The sequence below is a fragment of the Streptomyces sp. NPDC025833 genome, from assembly GCF_055558055.1.
In genome coordinates, this window is record NZ_JBVHNF010000001.1 from 147715 (window position 1) to 164550 (window position 16836).

Genomic DNA, 16836 nt, shown 5'->3' on the forward strand with positions numbered 1-16836 from the left:
GGCGGCCGGGGCCCCCGCGGGACGGCCGGCTCAGCCGAGGGCGCGGTCCAGGTTGAACGCGGCGCTGATCAGCGACAGATGGGTGAACGCCTGCGGGAAGTTGCCCTGTTGCTCGCCGGTGCGGCCGATCTCCTCGGCGTACAGGCCGAGATGGTTGGCGTAGGTCAGCATCTTCTCGAAGGCCAGCCGGGCCTCGTCGACCCGGCCGGCCCGCACCAGCGCCTCGACGTACCAGAACGAGCAGATGGAGAAGGTGCCCTCGTCGCCCCGCAGGCCGTCGGGGCTGGCCTGCGGGTCGTAGCGGTAGACGAGGGAGTCGGATACGAGGTCCTCGGTGAGGGCGTCCAGGGTGGACAGCCACTTGGGGTCGGTGGGGGCGATGAACTTGGCGAGCGGCATCATCAGCACCGAGGCGTCGAGGACGTCGGCGTCCTCGTACTGCACGAAGGCGCTCCGGCGCGGTGACCAGCCGTGGTCCATGATCCGCCGGTAGATGGTGTCCCGGGCCTGGCGCCAGCGCCGGTGGTCGGCGGGCAGGCCGCGGTGGGTGGCGAGGCGGATGGCGCGTTCGATCGCGACCCAGCACATCAGCCGGGAGTACAGGAAGTTCTTGCGGCCGCCGCGGGTCTCCCACACCCCCTCGTCGGGCTGGTCCCAGTGGTCGCACACCCAGTCGACCAGGTGGCACACGCCGTCCCACTGGCCGCTGGAGATCGGCTGCGCCCACTTGTCGTAGAGGTAGACGGAGTCGATCAGGGCGCCGTAGATGTCGAGTTGGAGCTGGCCGGCCGCGGCGTTGCCGACCCGTACCGGCGCCGAGCCCAGGTAGCCCTCCAGGTGGGGCAGTACGCGTTCCGGCAGGTCGCAGCGGCCGTCGATGCCGTACATGATCTGCAGCGGGCCGGAGGCGGTGCCGTCCCCGGGGCCGAGGTGCGTGGTCAGGAAGTTCATGAAGGCGGCGGCCTCTTCGCTGAAGCCGAGGCGGAGGAGCGCGTAGACGGCGAAGGCGGCGTCGCGCACCCACACGTAGCGGTAGTCCCAGTTGCGCTCGCCGCCGAGCTGTTCGGGCAGGCTGGTGGTGGGCGCGGCGACGATGGCGCCGGTGGGGGCGTAGGTGAGCAGCTTCAGGGTGAGGGCGGAGCGGTGCACCATCTCGCGCCAGCGGCCCCGGTAGCGGGACTGGTGCAGCCACTTGCGCCAGTAGTCGACGGTGGCGTTGAACTCGTGCTCGGCCTCGGCGTGGGCGCAGCCGCGGGGCATCACCTGGTCGCCGAACCGGTCGAGGGCGAACACCGCCGTCTCGCCCTCGCTCAGCTTGAAGTCGGCCCGCGCGTCGCGGCCGTCGTTCTCCATGACGACGGTGGAGGTGAGCGCCAGCGACCACGCGGGGCTCTCGAAGACGAGCATGCCGTCGACGGGGTGCAGGGTGTGCGGGTCGCAGCCGTAGCCGAAGCGCGGGGCGATCAGGGCCCGGAACGGCACGGTGCCGCGGACGCACACCACGCGCCGGATCAGCCGGTGCCGGCTCGCCTCGTGCGAGCGGTCGCGGCGGACGGGCATGAAGTCCTGCACCTCGCCGACGCCGTCCTCCGTGAAGAACCGGGTGATCAGCACGTTGGTGTCGGGGAAGTAGAACTGCTTGGTCCGGGCCGGTACGGCGGCCGCCAGTTCGAAGCGGCCGCCGCGCTCGGCGTCGAGGATCGCCGCGAAGACGCTCGGCGAGTCGAAGGAGGGGCAGCAGTACCAGTCGATCGTGCCGTCGGTGCCGACCAGGGCCACGCTGCGCAGGTCCCCGATGAGGCCGTGGTCGGCGATGGGCAGGTAGCGGGTGCCGGGGGCGCCCCCGGCGAACGGCGTCGCGGCCATCGGCTGCCTCCCGGTGAGCGGTACGGAGCACATGCCCACTTGCGGTGCGATTTACCCACTGATATCAGGTTCTCGGTGTGTCTCGCACGCTCTGGGGCGGTGGATGGCGTTTTTCGGTGTGCCGCGTGTTTCCCGGGAGGACGCGAGTGGTTCCGCCGGGGGTGGGCAGGCGCTTCACACCCGCTCCCGCTCCACCTCCGGATGCAGGGTGCGGCGGGGCGGGCAATGGTGAGAGTGTGCCCCGTTCGAAAGGCACCGGCACGGATGCGGTCATCCGGACCGAGGAGGAGGCATCATGGCAACACCCGAAGAGTCCCGTTCGTCGGACGACGTCCGCACCCCGGACGCCCTGCTCCACACCGCCCCGTCGAAGGACATCACCCCCGAAGACCTGGTGATGGCGGCGGGCAGGGACGTCACACCGAAGACTCTCGACTGGGCACGCCGCAAGCTGGAGTCGGAGGGCCCGGCGGCCATCGAGAAGCTGCTGCCTTAGGGCGCCCGGGGAACCGGCGCGAACGGACAGCGAACGGGGAGGCGGGCCGGGCCCGGCGCCCGGCCCGTCCGGCATGCCGGGGCCCGGCACGACGCACCTGCCGTGCCGGGCCCCGGCATGTCCGAGGGGGTCCGCCAGGGTGGCGCGGACCCTCAGTCCTCCTCCACCACGTGGACGGCGGCCTCCTCCGCGCCCGCCGCTCCCCCGTCGATGCCGACGTCCTCGGCGACCTCCTCCTTCACCCGGTCCGGGTGAGCGCCCTCGTCGGGGGCGACCAGGCGGCCCGCGCGGGCCGCGCCCGCCTCGGGGTCGACCGGTTCGCCCGCGCCGCCGGGCAGGTCGCCGATGTCGTCACCGGGCGGCGGGGTCACGTCCGGGACCTCCTGGCCGAGCCGCTCGTCCAGGGTCTCCCCCTCGCGCTGCTCCTCGGCGGTGGTGCCGTGCTTGGTGACGCCGAGGGGGCGTTCGGGCGGGGAGTAGCCCTCGTCGAGCAGGTCGTCGTACGTCCGCTCGCCGACCGCGTCCTGGAGGTCCAGGGGGGCGGCGTCCTCCTGTTCCTCGTTGGATCCGGTGGGCTGGTAGGCGTCGTCCGCCATGGGGGTCTGCTCGGCCTGCTGGTCGCTCATGGTCGCCTCCTCGGGGGTTCGCGGGCGGTCCGGTCCCGGTCCGCGTTTCCCGCGACCGGATCATTAATCCCGCCGGCACCCGGGCAGGTGGTGGGCGCCTCGCCGTGCCGCCGCCCCCTGGTCCGCGCCACCCGGCCGCGCCGTGGGGCCGAGGACGCGTCACCGGGCCCGGGCGGAGGCCGGGCCCGTACGGCGAGGCGGGGGGCGTGTCGGCGGCGGCGGCCGGCACGCGGAGGTGTCCCGGGGCCGCCCCCGAGGCGACGGCGCGGCCGTGCTAGCCGGCCGGCAGGTGCTCCCGCATCGCCCGCGCCGTGCCGGTCGGGTCGTAGCCGTCGGGGACGCCCGGCACGAGGATGATGTCGCCCTCGATGTGCCGCGACCGCAGCGGGGCGATCTCCCGGTACGCGGGCGAGTCCCACCAGGCCCGCGCCTCGTCCGTGGACGGGAAGGAGATCACCACGACGTGTCCGGGCCAGCCGCCCTCCAGGATCTCGTGCTGCGCGGCGTGCACGAGGAAGCGGCCGCCGAACGGCTCGAAGGTGGTGGTGATCCGCTCGATGTACTCGGCGATCTCCGGGCGCGGGGCGGCCTCCCGCAGGTGCCCTATGACGTAGGCGGCCATGATGTCCTTCCGCTCGAACTGCCTGGCGTACGCGGATGATCGTGGCACGGGACCGGCCCGTGGGCGATTACTCCCCGGGTAAGGGCCCGCGGGGGCCCGTCACAGGGCCTTGCGGCGCACGAGCAGGGCGAGGACCAGCAGGCCGGGCAGGAGCGGCAGCCAGACGGTGAGCAGCCGGTAGCCGAGCACCGCGGACGCGGCCCCGGCGCCGGGGGTGCCGGCGGCGGTGAGGGCGAGGGCCAGCGCGGCGTCCAGCGAACCGAGGCCGCCCGGCGAGGGCAGCAGGGCGGCGGCGCTGCTGGCCGCGAGGTACAGCAGGGTCACCTGGAGCGGGGCGAGCGACAGGCCGACGGCCCGGGTGACGGCGACGAGGACCAGGGCGTGCAGCACGGCGAAGGCCAGGGAGCCGCCCCACAGGGCCGCCGCGCGGGCCGGGCAGGCGTGCAGCGTCCGCACGTCGGCCAGGACGACGGCGAGCACCCGCCGGCAGCGCGACCACAGCGGGGTGGCCAGCAGGACAGCCGCCAGGGCGGCCGCGCCCAGGACGGCGGCGACCGCCCCCGCGGGGACCCGGGGCAGGCGCAGCAGCCCCGGGCAGGCCGGGGCGAGCAGCGCGAGCAGCGCCAGGCGGACCGCGGCGCCCGCGGTGGCCTTGACCGCGAGCGCGCCCGCGGCGCGCGCGCCCGGCAGTCCGCAGCGCGTCAGGAAGCGGAGGTTGACCGCGCCCGCGCCGAGCCCGGCGGGCAGCAGGTGGTTGGCGGCGGACGCGGCGAACTGCGCGGCCACCAGCAGGCCGCCGGGCAGCCGCCGGACGACGGCGCCCTGCTGGGCGAGCGCGGAGGCCGCCCACGTGCCGACGGCCGCCGCCGCGCCGGTCAGCAGCCAGCCGTGGTCGGCGGCCGCCAGCCGCCCGGCCCCGCTCTCCAGCGCGGGCCAGTGCCGGCGGGCCAGGTACAGGCCGCCGAGCAGGACGGCGAGGCAGACACCGGCGTGCCAGTAGCCGCGGCGACGCCCGAGGGACGCGACGAGGCCGACCGGAGACATCATGAGCCAGCGCCCGGGGCGGGCGAGCCGGTCACGGTGGACGCGGGCCGCGGGGTGTGCCCGGGCGGCGGCGCGGTGACACCCCGGACGGGGCCCGGGAACAGCTGCCGGACGCCCGCGAGAGCCATCGGTCCGGCAGGCGGCGGCACGACGGCGCCCCGCACCCGGCCGGGAGCGAGCGCGCCGGCCGCCGTGGACCCACGCCGCCGGTCGTCCACGGGAGGCACCGGCCCGACGGGCAGCGGCATGACCGCGCCCCGCGCCCGCCCCGGGGCGGGCGAGCCGGTCACGATGGGCGCGGGCTGCCGGGCGTCCCCGCCCTCCGCCGGGTCCACGGGTGCGTGGTGCGAGCGTTCGTGGCTCGCCGCGTCGAGTGTCGCGGGCGCGCTGCCGGCCATCATCACCCCTCGGTCCCCACAGGTCGTAGGGCCCACTGTCGCCCCACGACCCGCGAAGCCGGGGCGCGAACAGTAAAAAACACAGTCAAACCAATCCGTATCACTCGGCCGTGTCCGGCGGGCAGGGCCAACCGGCCGACGGCCCTACGCGCTGTAAGGTTGGAGCATGGCTGGCACAGGGTCCCGGAGCAGGGCGGAGCGGCGCAGCGCCGGGGAGCTGGAGGGCGAGGTGCTGGCCGCCCTCTGGGCCACGGAACGGCCGCTGACCCCGGCGGAGATCCAGCACGCGATCGGCGGCGGACTCGCGTACAACACCGTGCACACGATCCTCAAACGCCTGTACGACAAGAGGCTGGTGCTGCGGGACGCCGACGGCCGGCGCGGCGCGTACCGGCCGGTCAAGAACGCGGCGGAGCTGACCGCCCAGGCGATGCGCGCGGCCCTGGACCGAGGACCGGACCCGATCGCCGCGCTCCGGCACTTCGTGACGGGTCTGAGCGCCGAGGAGGAGCGGGCCCTGCGCGCGCTGCTGGCCGAGGAGGGGCTGTGAGGACCGCGCCGTAGCGGTGCGGGCGCGGCCCTCGGGCCCGACGTCCCGCCGGGCTCAGCCGCCGTTCGGCGCGCGGTGCGGCGGCTGTTCGGGCGCGGAACGGCGGGCGGCCGCCGGTACGGTCCGCACGGCCGGCTCGTCGGTGCTCACCGTCAGCGCCTCGCCGTGGTGGCTGAGCGTCAGCGGCTCCCCGTCGAGGAGCGCGTACGTCACCTTGTCCGCGCCGATGTCGACCCGCAGCCGGCGGCCGCGGAACTGGACGTGGAAGGCCAGCCGGCGCAGCCGCTCCGGCAGCCGGGGCGCGAACCGCAGCAGGTCGGTGCCCCGGCGCAGGCCGCCGAAGCCCGCGACCAGCGCCATCCAGGTGCCCGCCAGCGACGCGATGTGCAGCCCGTCCCGGGTGTTGTGCTCCAGGTCGTGCAGGTCCATCAGCGCGGCCTCGGAGGTGTACGCGTGGGCGAGTTCCAGATGCCCGGTCCGGGCGGCCATGACGGCCTGGCAGCAGGCGGAGAGCGAGGAGTCGCGGACCGTCAGCGGCTCGTAGTAGGCGAAGTTCCGGGCGATCTGCTCCTCGTCGTGCTCCCGCTCGAAGTGGTCGGCGCACGTGTACATGGCCAGGACCAGGTCGGCCTGCTTGACGACCTGCTTGCGGTAGAGGTCGAAGTAGGGGAAGTGCAGCAGCAGCGGGTACTGGTCGGCGCGGGTGCCGGCGAAGTCCCAGCGCTGGTAGCGGGTGAACCCGGCGTGCTGCTCGTGCACGCGCAGTTCGGTGTTGTACGGGACGTGCATGGCGTCGGCGGCGTCGCGCCAGGCCGCGCTCTCCTCCTCGTCCACGCCGAGCCGCCGCGCCTCCCGCGGGTGGCGTTCCACCGCGTCCGCCGCGGCCCGCAGGTTCTGCCGGGCCATCAGGTTGGTGTACGTGTTGTCGTCGGCGACCGCGCTGTACTCGTCGGGGCCGGTGACCCCGTCGAGGTGGAAGACGCCGTGGCTGTCGTGGTGTCCGAGCGACCGCCACAACCGGGCCGTCTCCACCAGCAGTTCCACGCCGGTCTCGCGCTCGAAGACGGTGTCGCCGGTGGCCTCGACGTACCGGAGGACGGCGTCGGCTATGCCGGCGTTCACGTGGAAGGCGGCGGTGCCGGCCGGCCAGTACGCGGAACCCTCCGGGCCAGCGATGGTCCGCCAGGGGAACGCGGCCCCGGCGAGCCCCAGTTGGGCCGCGCGCTCCCGGGCCTCGTCCAGGGTGGACTGCCGCCAGCGCAGTGCCTCGGCGACGGCCCGGGGCGCGGTGTGGGTGAGCACGGGCAGGACGAACATCTCGGTGTCCCAGAAGGCGTGGCCGTCGTAGCCGGAGCCCGTCAGGCCCTTGGCCGGGATCGCCCGCCGCTCGGCCCGGGCCCCCGCCTGGAAGACGTGGAACAGCGCGAACCGGACGGCCTGCTGGATCTCCTCGTCGCCCTCGACCTCGACGTCGGCGCGGGCCCAGAAGTCGTCCAGAGTGGTGCGCTGGGCGGCGAGCAGCCCCTCCCAGCCGTCGTGCGCGGCGGCGGCGAGCGCGGCGTCGACCTGGTCGGCCATCGCGGGCAGCGACCGGGCGCCGGACCAGCCGTGGGCGACCAGCTTCTCCACCCGCAGGGTCTGTCCGGGCTCCAGCACGGAGGTGACGGTGAGCCGGGCGACGTCGATGTCGCTCTCGCTGCGGCAGGTGGTGTGCTCGGGCCCGCTGACGACGTGGTCGGCGGCGACCGCGACGCGCAGGCCGCTGCGCCGGGTGCGGTGCACCAGCCGCAGCCGCTCGCCCGCGGCGAAGCCGTCCTCCTGCTCCAGCGGCGACTTCAGGGCCTTCGCCGCGCGCGGGTCGCCGTCGGACTGCGGCAGGCTCTCGTTGGCGACCAGTTCCGACTGGATGACCACCCGGCTGCGGCTGCCGACGGCCTCGACCTCGTACGCCACCGCGGCCACCGCCCGCTGGGTCAGCGACACCAGCCGGGTGGAGCGCACCCGCACCGTGGTGCCCGCCGGGGAGGTCCACTCGCAGGTCCGCTCCAGCACCCCGCGGCGCAGGTCCAGGACGCGTTCGTGGGCGACGAGCCGGCCGTACCGCAGGTCGAACGGCTCGTCGTCGACCAGCAGCCGGAGCACCTTGCCGTTGGTGACGTTGATGACCGTCTGCCCGGACTCCGGGTAGCCGTAGCCGGCCTCCGCGTACGGCAGCGGGTGCACCTCGTGCACGCCGTTGAGGTAGCTGCCGGGCAGCCCGTGCGGTTCGCCCTCGTCGAGGTTGCCGCGCCAGCCGACGTGCCCGTTGGACAGCGCGAACACCGACTCGCTCTGGGCGAGGACGTCGAGGTCGAGGGAGGTCTCGCGGACCGTCCAGGGCTCGACCGCGTAGGCGCGCTCGGTGATCACCGGTCACCTCCCAGCTCGGCGAGGTCCCGGACGACCGTGTCGGCGCCGTGCGCGTAGAGCGCGTCGGTCTGTCCCACCCGGTCCACACCGACGACGAACCCGAAGCCGCCCGCGCGGCCCGCGTCCATGCCGGCCAGCGCGTCCTCGAACACGGCCGCGCCGGACGCCTCGACGCCCAGTTCGCGGGCGGCGGCCAGGAAGGTGTCGGGGTGCGGCTTGCCCGGCAGGTCGCGTTCGGCGGCCACCACGCCGTCGATGCGCACGTCGAAGAAGTGCTCGGCGTCCACGGAGCGCAGCACGTCCCGGCAGTTGGCGCTGGAGGAGACGATCGCGGTCCGCAGGCCCCGGGCGCGGACGGCCTCCAGGTAGCGCAGGGTGCCCTCGTACGCCTCCACCCCGCCGGTGCGGATCCGCTCCAGCAGCAGCTCGTTCTTGCGGTTGCCGAGGCCGTGCACCGTGCGGGCGTCCGGCGGATCGTCGGGTGCGCCCTCCGGGAGCCGGATGCCGCGTGAGTCGAGGAAGGCCCGGACACCGTCGGCGCGGGGGCGTCCGTCGACGTACTCGTCGTAGTCGTCGGAGCCGAACGGCCGCCCCTGCTCGCCCGGACAATCGCGCAGGAAGGCGTCGAACATCTCCTTCCAGGCCGCCGCGTGCACGACGGCCGTCTTGGTGACGACCCCGTCGAGGTCGAACAGGCAGGCCTGGATGGTGTCGGGCAGACCGAGCTGTGTCATACCCCGACTCTTCCCCGCCAGACGGCTTCCAGTGGGTGGCGCACGCCACATGTTCGCGCACGCCCGGCGGACGGACGGCGGACGCCCGGTGCCACACTGGGTCGTGTGCCGCCGACCTTCGACGACCTCCTCGCCCGCGCCCGTGCCCTGCCCCGCGACGGCCGCCGTGCCCTGCTCGGGATCGCGGGCGGCCCCGGCGCGGGCAAGACGACGCTGGCCGAGCGCCTGGTGCGCGCGCTGAACGGCGACGGGCCGCCGCGGGCCGCGCACGTGCCCATGGACGGCTTCCACCTCGCCGACGCCGAACTGGACCGGCTGGGCCGCCGGGACCGCAAGGGCGCGCCGGACACGTTCGACCCGGCCGGGTACGCGGCGCTGCTGCGGCGGCTGCGCGAGGAGACCGGCGAGGTGGTGTACGCGCCGGGGTTCGAACGGGTGCTGGAGCAGCCGCTCGCCGGGGCCGTCCCGGTGCCGCCGACGGCCCGGCTGGTGGTGACGGAGGGGAACTACCTGCTGCTGGCGGACGAGCCGTGGGCGCGGGTGCGGGCGTGCCTGGACGAGGTGTGGTTCTGCGAGATCGCCGAGGAGGAGCGGGTGCGCCGACTGGTCGCCCGGCACGAGGAGTTCGGCAAGGACCACGCGGCGGCCGTGGCCTGGGTGCGGGACAGGGACCAGCGCAACGCCGACCTGGTCGCACCGACCCGGGAGCGGGCGGACCTGGTCGTGCCGGCCACGGTGCTGGGCGATATCTGACGGCTCGTCGGTGCGTGGCGGCCCCCTTGCGGCCTGCCGATGTGGTCCGCGTACGGGCCCCGGTGCCGCGCGTACTTCGGTGCGCGGCCGCCGCCCCCTCGGCCGCCGGTCCGCGACCCGGGGCGTACGGGGCCGGACCCCGCGGTCGCCGGGGCGCGCGGGAGGGCCGCCGGGGCGGTCGCGAGGGGCGGGGCGGGGTGTCCGGGCGGCCTCCCGCCCGCGGTGCGCTCCCCCGCCGAAACCCCCTGGTCACGACGGCCGGTGGACTATGTTGAGTGCTCGTGGCAGACAAAGGAGGCAGGCCCGTGCCCTCGCCGCAGCAGGCACGTGCGCAGGCATCAGCGATCACGTCGGGCAGGACGGCGCCCACGGCCGAGGCCGCCCCGGCCTCCCGGCTCAGGGAACTCTTCGACGGCCCCCGCCTGTCACCGGGGCAGCGGCGCATCGCCCAGTACCTGATCGAGCACCTCACCGAGGCCGCGTTCCTGCCGATCACCGAGCTGGCCGACCGGGTCGGGGTCAGCCAGCCGTCCGTCACCCGCTTCGCCGCCGCCGTCGGCTTCAGCGGGTACCCCGCGCTGCGCGAACGGCTCCAGTCCATCGCCCTGAGCACGCTGGCCGGCGCGCCCGGCGACGAGAACCGGGCCAACGAGCTCCAGGCGGCCGTGGACGCCGAGATCCAGAACCTGGAGAACCTGCGGCGCGACTTCGCCGATCCCGACCGGGTCATCCGCGTCGGCCGCGAGCTGTCCCGCTCCTCCCCGCTGACCGTGCTGGGCCTGCGCATCTCGGTGTCGCTCGCCGAGTACTTCGGCTACGCCGCCCGCCGCGTCCACCCGGACGTGCGGCTGGTGACCCTCGGCGGCAGCGTGGCCTACGACGCGCTGCTGCAGGCCCGTGAGGCAGGCGGCGGCTGGGTCCTGGCCTTCGCCATGCCCCGGCACTCCCAGGAGACGCTGGACGCCGTGCGGGTGGCACGCGCCGCGGGCCTGAAGGTCGCCCTGGTGACCGACCTGGCGCTCGGCCCGCTGGCCGACGAGGCCGACGTCACCTTCGCCACCGGCACCGGCGCACGGCTGGTGTTCGACTCCTACGCCGCGCCGGGCGTGCTGGCCGCGGCGCTGCTCCAGGCCATGACGGACGCCGATCCGGAGCGCACCCAGGCCCGGCTGGAGAAGTACGAGCAGCTCTCCGAGCAGCACCGGTTCTTCCTCGGGGACTGACCCCGCCCGGCCGCCACCGGGGGCCGTCCGAGGGCCGGTGGGACGATCCTTCCGCCGAGGCCCGCCGCTCGTGAAGATCTTGCGGTCCCCCGCCCCCGGTACGGGGATGATCCACCTCAAATTCCATATGAATGTTTTCATGCGTCTTGCAAACGTAGCGGCATATATAAATACTGCTCGGCGGAATCACCGCACGCACACCACCCCGTGAAGGCCGACGGACCGCCCCTGCGCACGCACCCACCGCACTCGGAGCCGGTCCCCCGTCCCCGGGGTTCCCGAACGGACGCTCCCCGCCGCCGTCCCCTACCCAGGCCGGCGGCCGGAGCGTTCCGGGGCGCATCGTCTGCGCGACGCGCCCGTGGCGGCCCCGGCCATCCCCTGGGCCGGGGCCGCCCCGCACCCGCCGACCGCCCCCAGGACGCCCATACCGGAGCGATGATCATGCCCCTGACCAGTACGCGCATCAGCCCCGACTGGCCCTGCCAGGTCAAGGCCCCGGGCAGCTACGACTGGGAGCGCTCGGCGGCCAGGTGGCTGCGCGAGCTGATCCCGGCGCGCTACGCCAGCTACCCGGCGCTCATCCGGCACCCGGTGCTGCTCGCCCGGCACGCCCAGCTCCAGGTGCAGCAGGAGATCCGGGTCGCCCGGACCGCCCTGCAGACCGCGCGGGCCGAGCTGCCGGTGCTCGGACTGCCGGAAGCCGTGATCGAACACACCATCAAGCTCTACGCGGCGGAGATCCTCCAGCTCCAGCACATCGCGCGCAGCGTCCGCGCGGTCAGCGAGGCCCTGGCCGTCCGCGGCACCGGCCGCTGACCCGCCCCTTCCGCCCCCGCGCTCCCCGCGTCCGCGCCCGCCTCCCGGGCCCCGCACCACCCCCCCGCCGCGTCCCGCGCCGCCCCGGACCGGAACCGGGGGAACGCGCCCGCGCGCTCCCTCCACACACCCGGGAGCCGCTGCGCGGAACGTTCGCATCCCCGACCCGGCAGACGAGTGATCGAACGGCTTCCGGTGTGCCATGCTCGACGGGTGACGAGCGAGCCCCTGCCTCCGGTGGACCGTGGCACCAGCGCCGAGCTGGCGGCGCTGGCCAAGGTCGTGGCCCGGCAGCGCACCGAGATGGAACGGCTGCGGGACGTGGCCGCCACCTCGGCGGTCCTGGAGCGGGCCAAAGGCGTACTGATGGCCGTCACCGGCTGCACGCCGGACCACGCGCACGAGAAGCTGCTCCAGCGCGCCAAGGACGGCAACCGCACCCTCCTCGAACAGTGCTGGCTCACCCTCGGCGCCCTGCCCCCGCGCGAACCGTCCGCCGCACCGCCCCCGGCCGCGCCCCCCACCACCGGCGCCTGGACCGGCACGCCCGCCGGCACCCTGGACCCGGCGGACGTGCTGGGACACATCGGCCGCGACCTGGTCCGGGTCGGCTCGCCGCACGAACTGGCCGGCCGCCTGCTGCACCACCTGGCGCCCGAGGCGGACGCCGACGCGGTCCTGCTCTACGAGCGGGTGCCCGGGGGCGGACTCGCCCTGCGCGGCTACGCGGGCCTCGAACCCACCCTCGCCGCCCAGTGGCGGCACGTGCCCCCGGTGAGCGGCGTACCCGCGCTGGAGGCCCTGCGGTGCGGGGAACCGCGCTGGCTGGAGGACGCCACCGCGGACCGCGCGCGCTACGTGCTGATCGGCGCCCCGGCGCAGCGGTGGCTCAGCCGGGCCTGGCTGCCCGTGCCGGCCGGGGACAGCCCGAGCGTCGCCCTCGGCGTGCTGCGCCGCAGCGGCAGGCCGTTCGCACCGCGCGAGCGGGAGCTGCTGCGGGCCGTGTCCCGGCTGTGCGCGGGCCGGCTGCGCGCCTTCGACGAGGCGCGCGGCGGCACGGACGGGGACGTCCCGCAGACCGTGCAGGCGGTGTTCGACGCGCTGCCGGGTGCGGTGATCCTGCTGTCGCCGCTTCGCTCGGCCACCGGCGAGGTGGAGGACTACCGCATCGAGGCCGCCACCCGGGAGGCGGTCGACGTGTTCGGCCGGACGGGCCGGGACATGGTCGGCAGTCACATCCTGGAGAGCTACCCGTCGGTCGCGGGCGAGCCGCTGTGGCGGGGCTACCTGCGGGCCCTGGAGACCGGGGAGCCCTTCGAGGGCGAGCCGTTCGCCTACGAGGACGTGGTCGGCGAGGTACCCGTCACCGCCACCTACACGGTCCGGGCGGCCCGGCTCGGCGACGGCCTGCTGGTGACCTGGCTGCGGCACGACCCGGCGGTGCGCCAGGAGCAGCGGCTGTCCGACGTGCAGCGGCTCGGCAACCTCGGCTGGGCGAACTGGAACCTGGTGACCCAGGAGATCTCCTGGTCCGCGCAGACGTACGCCGTGCTCGGACTGCACCCCGGGCAGCGGCCGGTGCGGCTGGAACGGCTGCCCGACCTGGCCCTGCCGGACGACCGGGGGCCGCTCGCCCACGCGATCGCCGAACTCGTCGCCCGCGGCCGCCCCTTCGACGTGCCGTTCCGCACCGGGACGCCCCCGGCCTTCCGGCACCTGCGGGTGGTCGCGGAAGCGGTCACGGCGCCCGACGGTTCCCCCGTCGAGGTGCACGGCTTCGTGCAGGACCTCACCGCGCAGCGCAGCGCGGAACTCGCGCTGGTGGAGAGCGAACGGGCCATGCTGCTGCAACGCGGCATCCTGGAGGCGGAACGCGCGCTGGCGGCCCGGCTCCAGCACGCCCTGCTGCCGCTGCCCGACAAGCCCCGGCAGCTCGCCGGGCTGCGCGTCGAGGTCTCCTACCTGCCCTCGCAGACCGGCATCCACGTCGGCGGCGACTGGTTCAGCGCCGTCGAACTGCCCGACAGCGACGCGCTGTTCGTGGTGGGCGACGTGGCGGGCCACGGCATCGACGCCGTGGCCACCATGGCCCAGCTCAGGTTCACCGCCAAGGGCATGGTCAGCACCGGTTCCTCGCTCACCGGGGCGCTGGCCCGGCTGAACCAGCTCCTGCTGCACTCCCGCGACGGCCAGATCACCGCCACCATGGTCCTGGCCCGCTACGACCCCGGCCGGCAGGTGCTGTCCTGGGCGCACGCCGGGCACCCGCCGCCGCTCCTGGTCCGCCGGGGCGAGGTGCGCTTCCTCGACCGGCCCGGCGGCATGCTGCTCGGCGCGGCGGGCGCCCCCGTCTACGAGTCACGGGACCTGCGGCTGGAGCCCGGGGACCGGCTGCTGCTCTACACCGACGGCCTGGTCGAGCGCCCCGGCGAGGGCCTCGACGCGGGGTTCGCCCGGCTCGCCGATGCGGTGCGCACCCACGACGAGTCCGTCGGTCTGGACGCCCTGCTCGTGTCGATGCTGGCGGACGAGCGGCGCGACGACGTGTGCGTGCTGGACATCCGGGTGCCGCTGGAGCGGGTGCAGGACGTGGACACGACCGTCGCGGAGACGGAGTTCTAGGAAACCCCCCTAGCTGCGGGGTACCGATTCCGGCCCGCCGGCGACCGGGCGTGCGGACCGGTCCACCGGGCGGTCCGGACGGCCGCGCTCAGTCCGCGGGGTGGCCGGCCTCGATGGTGACGGCGGCCGAGAGCCGGAGCAGCGGCCCGTCGGGCCCCTCCCCCCACCGCACCGGGTCGAGGACGTGACCGACGTGGTCGCCGCCGTCGACCCGGTCCACGACGGCTCCCACGAACCAGGCCGCCGCGCCGTCGAGGACGACGGCGACCCCGTCTTCCTCGTGCTCCTCGTGCCAGGCGGTGCGTGCGAACTTGTCGGTCTCGTCGCCCGTCTCGCCGCCGAACAGCTCCGCCAGGTCCCGCCGGTCGCGGGTGAGCAGGTGGACGGCGAGGTACCGCGCGGTCCCGGCGACCCGGTAGGTGCGGTTGGCCTTCGACAGCCACACGGCGAACCTCGGCGGCCGGATGGAGCACTGCGAGGCGAAGCCGACCAGGCAGCCGGCGCGCTCGCCGTCCGCCACGGCGGTGACCACGCACATGTCCGGGTCCAGCCGGGAGAGGAAGGCTTCGTGGCCCGCCGCCCGGCCGCCGCCGGTCCGCGCCGCCCCGGCCGCCGCGCCGCTGCCGCTGCGCCCGCCGTCACCGTCCGCCATGCCGTCCACTCCCCTTCGCCGCCACCGGTCCGGCCACCGGTCCCGGCCGGCGGCCGGGACCGTGCGCCGCGGTCCTCACCTCCGAAGTGCCCGCGGCGCGGCTCACGAACCGTCGCCGGGGCCGGGGCGGGTGGCCACCGCGCGGCCCCCGGCCGTGCCGGTCCCGCCGTGCCGGCCGCCGGTTCACCTCGCTCGGCGGTTCACGCCCGGGCCGGGCCGGACTCCCCCCGCACGAACCGGCTCAGGGACGCGGTGAACGCGGCGACGAAGGCGTCCGCGGCCTCGTCCGGCAGCGCGTCCAGGGACAGGTAGGGATTGAGGTCCTCCAGCTCGACCAGGAGCAGGCTTCCGTCGGGGGCGCGGCAGGCGTCGACGCGCTGGACGCCGTACCCGAGGTCGTTCCAGTCGACGAACCGGCGGGCGAACTCCAGGTCGGCGGCGGTGGCCGCGTAGGGCCGCAGCTCCCAGCGGTGCTCGGGGTCGGGGGCGTACAAAGCGTACTGGAAGTCGTCGTCGACGAAGTAGAAGGACACCTCGTAGGCGAAGTCGACGCGGGGCTGGATCAGGACGTCGCCGTCGGCGAGCCCGTCGAGCCGGCCGGCGGGCAGGACCCGCAGGCCGAGGGAGTCGGCGCCGAGCTTCGGCTTGACGACGTACCGCTCGGCGGCGGGCAGCAGGGGCAGGTCCGCGGCGCGGTCGACGGTCGGGATCACGGGATGGCCCGCGGCGGTCAGGTCGAGCAGGTACTGCTTGCCCGCCATGTCCGCCTTCCCGGTGAGCGGGTTGTAGACGCGGGCGCCGGTGGCCAGCGCCCGCGCGCGGAAGGCCGCCCACGCGTCCCGGTGGCCGAGGACGGGTCCGCTGTTGCGGACGACGACGGCGTCGAAGCCGTCCATCAGGGCCTCGGCGGCCGTCGGGTGACACAGGGCCAGGTCGAAGTGGGCGCGCAGCCGGGAGGCGAGGTCGATGTCCTCGTCGCAGTAGCGGCGCCCGCGGGCCCGGTACGCCAGGTCGGTGACGTAGAGCAGACGGGGACGGGCGGCGGGCATGGCGTGCTCCTCGGGGCGGGGTGGTTCCGGAGGGTGGTGCGTGGCCGTCGGCACGGGGCACCGCCGCGGCGGAGGAGAAAGGTTACGCCGCAGCGTGCGCACGGCTTCCGCCGCCCCCTGACGGCGCGGGAAGCGAGTGGGACGGTGAGCCCCGGAAGCACTCGGTTCCCCGGCGGGGCGCTCGGGCTGCACCGAGTGCCAGGGGATCGGCCCGGGTGCTACGTTCCCGTCCATGAGTTCCAGCAGCGCGGCGCCCGCCGCCAAGCCGCCGATCCGGGACGCCCTGGTGGCGGCGGCCTTCCGGCTGTTCCTGGAACGCGGGTTCGAGCAGACGACGGTGGACGACATCGTGGCCCTGGCCGGGGTCGGGCGGCGCTCCTTCTTCCGCTACTTCCCCTCCAAGGAGGACGTGGTCTTCCCGGACCACGAGGGCTGCCTGGCCGGGATGACCGCCTTCCTCGCGGCGGGCGGCGCGGAGCACGAGCCGGTGCGGCGGGTGTGCGACGCGGCCCGGCTGGTGCTGCGGATGTACGCCGAGAACCCGGGCTTCTCCGTGCAACGCTACCGGCTCACCCGTCAGGTGCCCGGGCTGCGCGCGTACGAGCTGTCGGTGGTGTGGCGCTACGAGCGCGCCCTCGCCGCGTACCTGCGCGACCGGTTCGGCGGGCGCCCGGACGGGACGCTGCGCGCCGACGTGATCGCCGCGGCGGTCGTCGCCGCGCACAACAACGCCCTGCGCGCCTGGCTGCGGTCGGACGGCGAGGAGGACGCGGAGGCGGCCGTCGACGGCGCGCTGCGGTACGTGCAGACGACGTACGCCCGGCCCGCGGACGATCCGGCGCCGCCCGCCGTCCCGGGCGGCGCGGCCTGCGGCGCGGACCGGCCCGGCGACGTGGTGGTGCTGGTCGCCCGGCGGGACGCCCCGCTGTGGCGGGTGGTGCGGGAACTGGAGACGGCGCTCGGCCGCGCCTGA

At 75.3% G+C, this 16836-nt stretch carries 15 protein-coding genes; 7 read left to right on the forward strand and 8 right to left on the reverse strand.

Annotated features, from left to right (window positions below):
- Positions 1–30: 30 nt before the first annotated feature.
- A complete protein-coding gene (locus ACZ4K2_RS00675; protein WP_467477746.1) occupies positions 31–1866 on the reverse strand; it encodes a glycoside hydrolase family 15 protein in 1836 nt (611 codons plus the stop codon).
- 295 nt (positions 1867–2161) lie between these two features.
- On the opposite strand from ACZ4K2_RS00675, the gene ACZ4K2_RS00680 reads away from it, so the two are divergent.
- A complete protein-coding gene (locus ACZ4K2_RS00680) occupies positions 2162–2362 on the forward strand; it encodes a hypothetical protein (protein WP_467477750.1) in 201 nt (66 codons plus the stop codon).
- Between the two features lie 152 nt (positions 2363–2514).
- Here the strand turns inward: ACZ4K2_RS00680 and ACZ4K2_RS00685 are convergent, their stop codons facing one another.
- The 3 genes from ACZ4K2_RS00685 to ACZ4K2_RS00695 all read right to left on the reverse strand — a co-directional run bounded on the left by ACZ4K2_RS00685 (position 2515) and on the right by ACZ4K2_RS00695 (position 4657).
- On the reverse strand, positions 2515–2988 hold the full coding sequence (locus tag ACZ4K2_RS00685) for a DUF5709 domain-containing protein (protein ID WP_467477754.1): 474 nt from the start codon (positions 2986–2988) through the stop codon (positions 2515–2517).
- Positions 2989–3262: 274 nt separating this feature from the next.
- Positions 3263–3610 carry a DUF1330 domain-containing protein gene (locus tag ACZ4K2_RS00690; RefSeq protein ID WP_467477841.1) on the reverse strand — a complete coding sequence of 116 codons (348 nt, stop codon included), beginning with the start codon at positions 3608–3610 and terminating at the stop codon, positions 3263–3265.
- A 99-nt stretch (positions 3611–3709) separates the two neighbouring features.
- The gene (locus tag ACZ4K2_RS00695; protein ID WP_467477757.1) at positions 3710–4657 is read right to left on the reverse strand and encodes a lysylphosphatidylglycerol synthase domain-containing protein; all 948 of its coding nucleotides are present in this window, start codon (positions 4655–4657) and stop codon (positions 3710–3712) included.
- Positions 4658–5218: 561 nt separating this feature from the next.
- Here ACZ4K2_RS00695 and ACZ4K2_RS00700 point away from each other — a divergent pair.
- Complete coding sequence (locus ACZ4K2_RS00700) at positions 5219–5602, forward strand: BlaI/MecI/CopY family transcriptional regulator (protein ID WP_467477759.1); 384 nt, start codon at positions 5219–5221, stop codon at positions 5600–5602.
- A 54-nt stretch (positions 5603–5656) separates the two neighbouring features.
- Here the strand turns inward: ACZ4K2_RS00700 and ACZ4K2_RS00705 are convergent, their stop codons facing one another.
- On the reverse strand, positions 5657–8011 hold the full coding sequence (locus tag ACZ4K2_RS00705; RefSeq protein ID WP_467477761.1) for a glycoside hydrolase family 65 protein: 2355 nt from the start codon (positions 8009–8011) through the stop codon (positions 5657–5659).
- A complete protein-coding gene (locus ACZ4K2_RS00710; RefSeq protein ID WP_467477764.1) occupies positions 8008–8745 on the reverse strand; it encodes an HAD family hydrolase in 738 nt (245 codons plus the stop codon). The genes ACZ4K2_RS00705 and ACZ4K2_RS00710 overlap by 4 nt, the downstream gene beginning before the upstream one ends.
- Before the next feature lie 105 nt (positions 8746–8850).
- Here ACZ4K2_RS00710 and ACZ4K2_RS00715 point away from each other — a divergent pair, with 105 nt between their 5' ends.
- From ACZ4K2_RS00715 to ACZ4K2_RS00730, 4 genes are all read left to right on the forward strand, one after another.
- On the forward strand, positions 8851–9498 hold the full coding sequence (locus ACZ4K2_RS00715) for a nucleoside/nucleotide kinase family protein (protein ID WP_467477768.1): 648 nt from the start codon (positions 8851–8853) through the stop codon (positions 9496–9498).
- A 305-nt stretch (positions 9499–9803) separates the two neighbouring features.
- Positions 9804–10721 carry a MurR/RpiR family transcriptional regulator gene (locus ACZ4K2_RS00720; protein ID WP_467477770.1) on the forward strand — a complete coding sequence of 306 codons (918 nt, stop codon included), beginning with the start codon at positions 9804–9806 and terminating at the stop codon, positions 10719–10721.
- Between the two features lie 438 nt (positions 10722–11159).
- Positions 11160–11540 carry a hypothetical protein gene (locus tag ACZ4K2_RS00725; protein WP_467477773.1) on the forward strand — a complete coding sequence of 127 codons (381 nt, stop codon included), beginning with the start codon at positions 11160–11162 and terminating at the stop codon, positions 11538–11540.
- Positions 11541–11777: 237 nt separating this feature from the next.
- A complete protein-coding gene (locus ACZ4K2_RS00730) occupies positions 11778–14162 on the forward strand; it encodes a SpoIIE family protein phosphatase (RefSeq protein ID WP_467477844.1) in 2385 nt (794 codons plus the stop codon).
- An 88-nt stretch (positions 14163–14250) separates the two neighbouring features.
- Here ACZ4K2_RS00730 and ACZ4K2_RS00735 read toward each other — a convergent pair whose 3' ends face one another.
- Both ACZ4K2_RS00735 and ACZ4K2_RS00740 read right to left on the reverse strand, forming a co-directional pair.
- The gene (locus ACZ4K2_RS00735) at positions 14251–14700 is read right to left on the reverse strand and encodes a flavin reductase family protein (protein ID WP_467477846.1); all 450 of its coding nucleotides are present in this window, start codon (positions 14698–14700) and stop codon (positions 14251–14253) included.
- A 314-nt stretch (positions 14701–15014) separates the two neighbouring features.
- Positions 15015–15863, reverse strand: coding sequence for an ATP-grasp domain-containing protein (locus ACZ4K2_RS00740; protein ID WP_467477774.1), 849 nt, complete (start codon positions 15861–15863; stop codon positions 15015–15017).
- 232 nt (positions 15864–16095) lie between these two features.
- Between ACZ4K2_RS00740 and ACZ4K2_RS00745 the strand changes: the two genes are divergently transcribed.
- Entirely contained in the window at positions 16096–16836 is a 741-nt protein-coding gene (locus ACZ4K2_RS00745) for a TetR family transcriptional regulator (protein WP_467477776.1), read from the forward strand.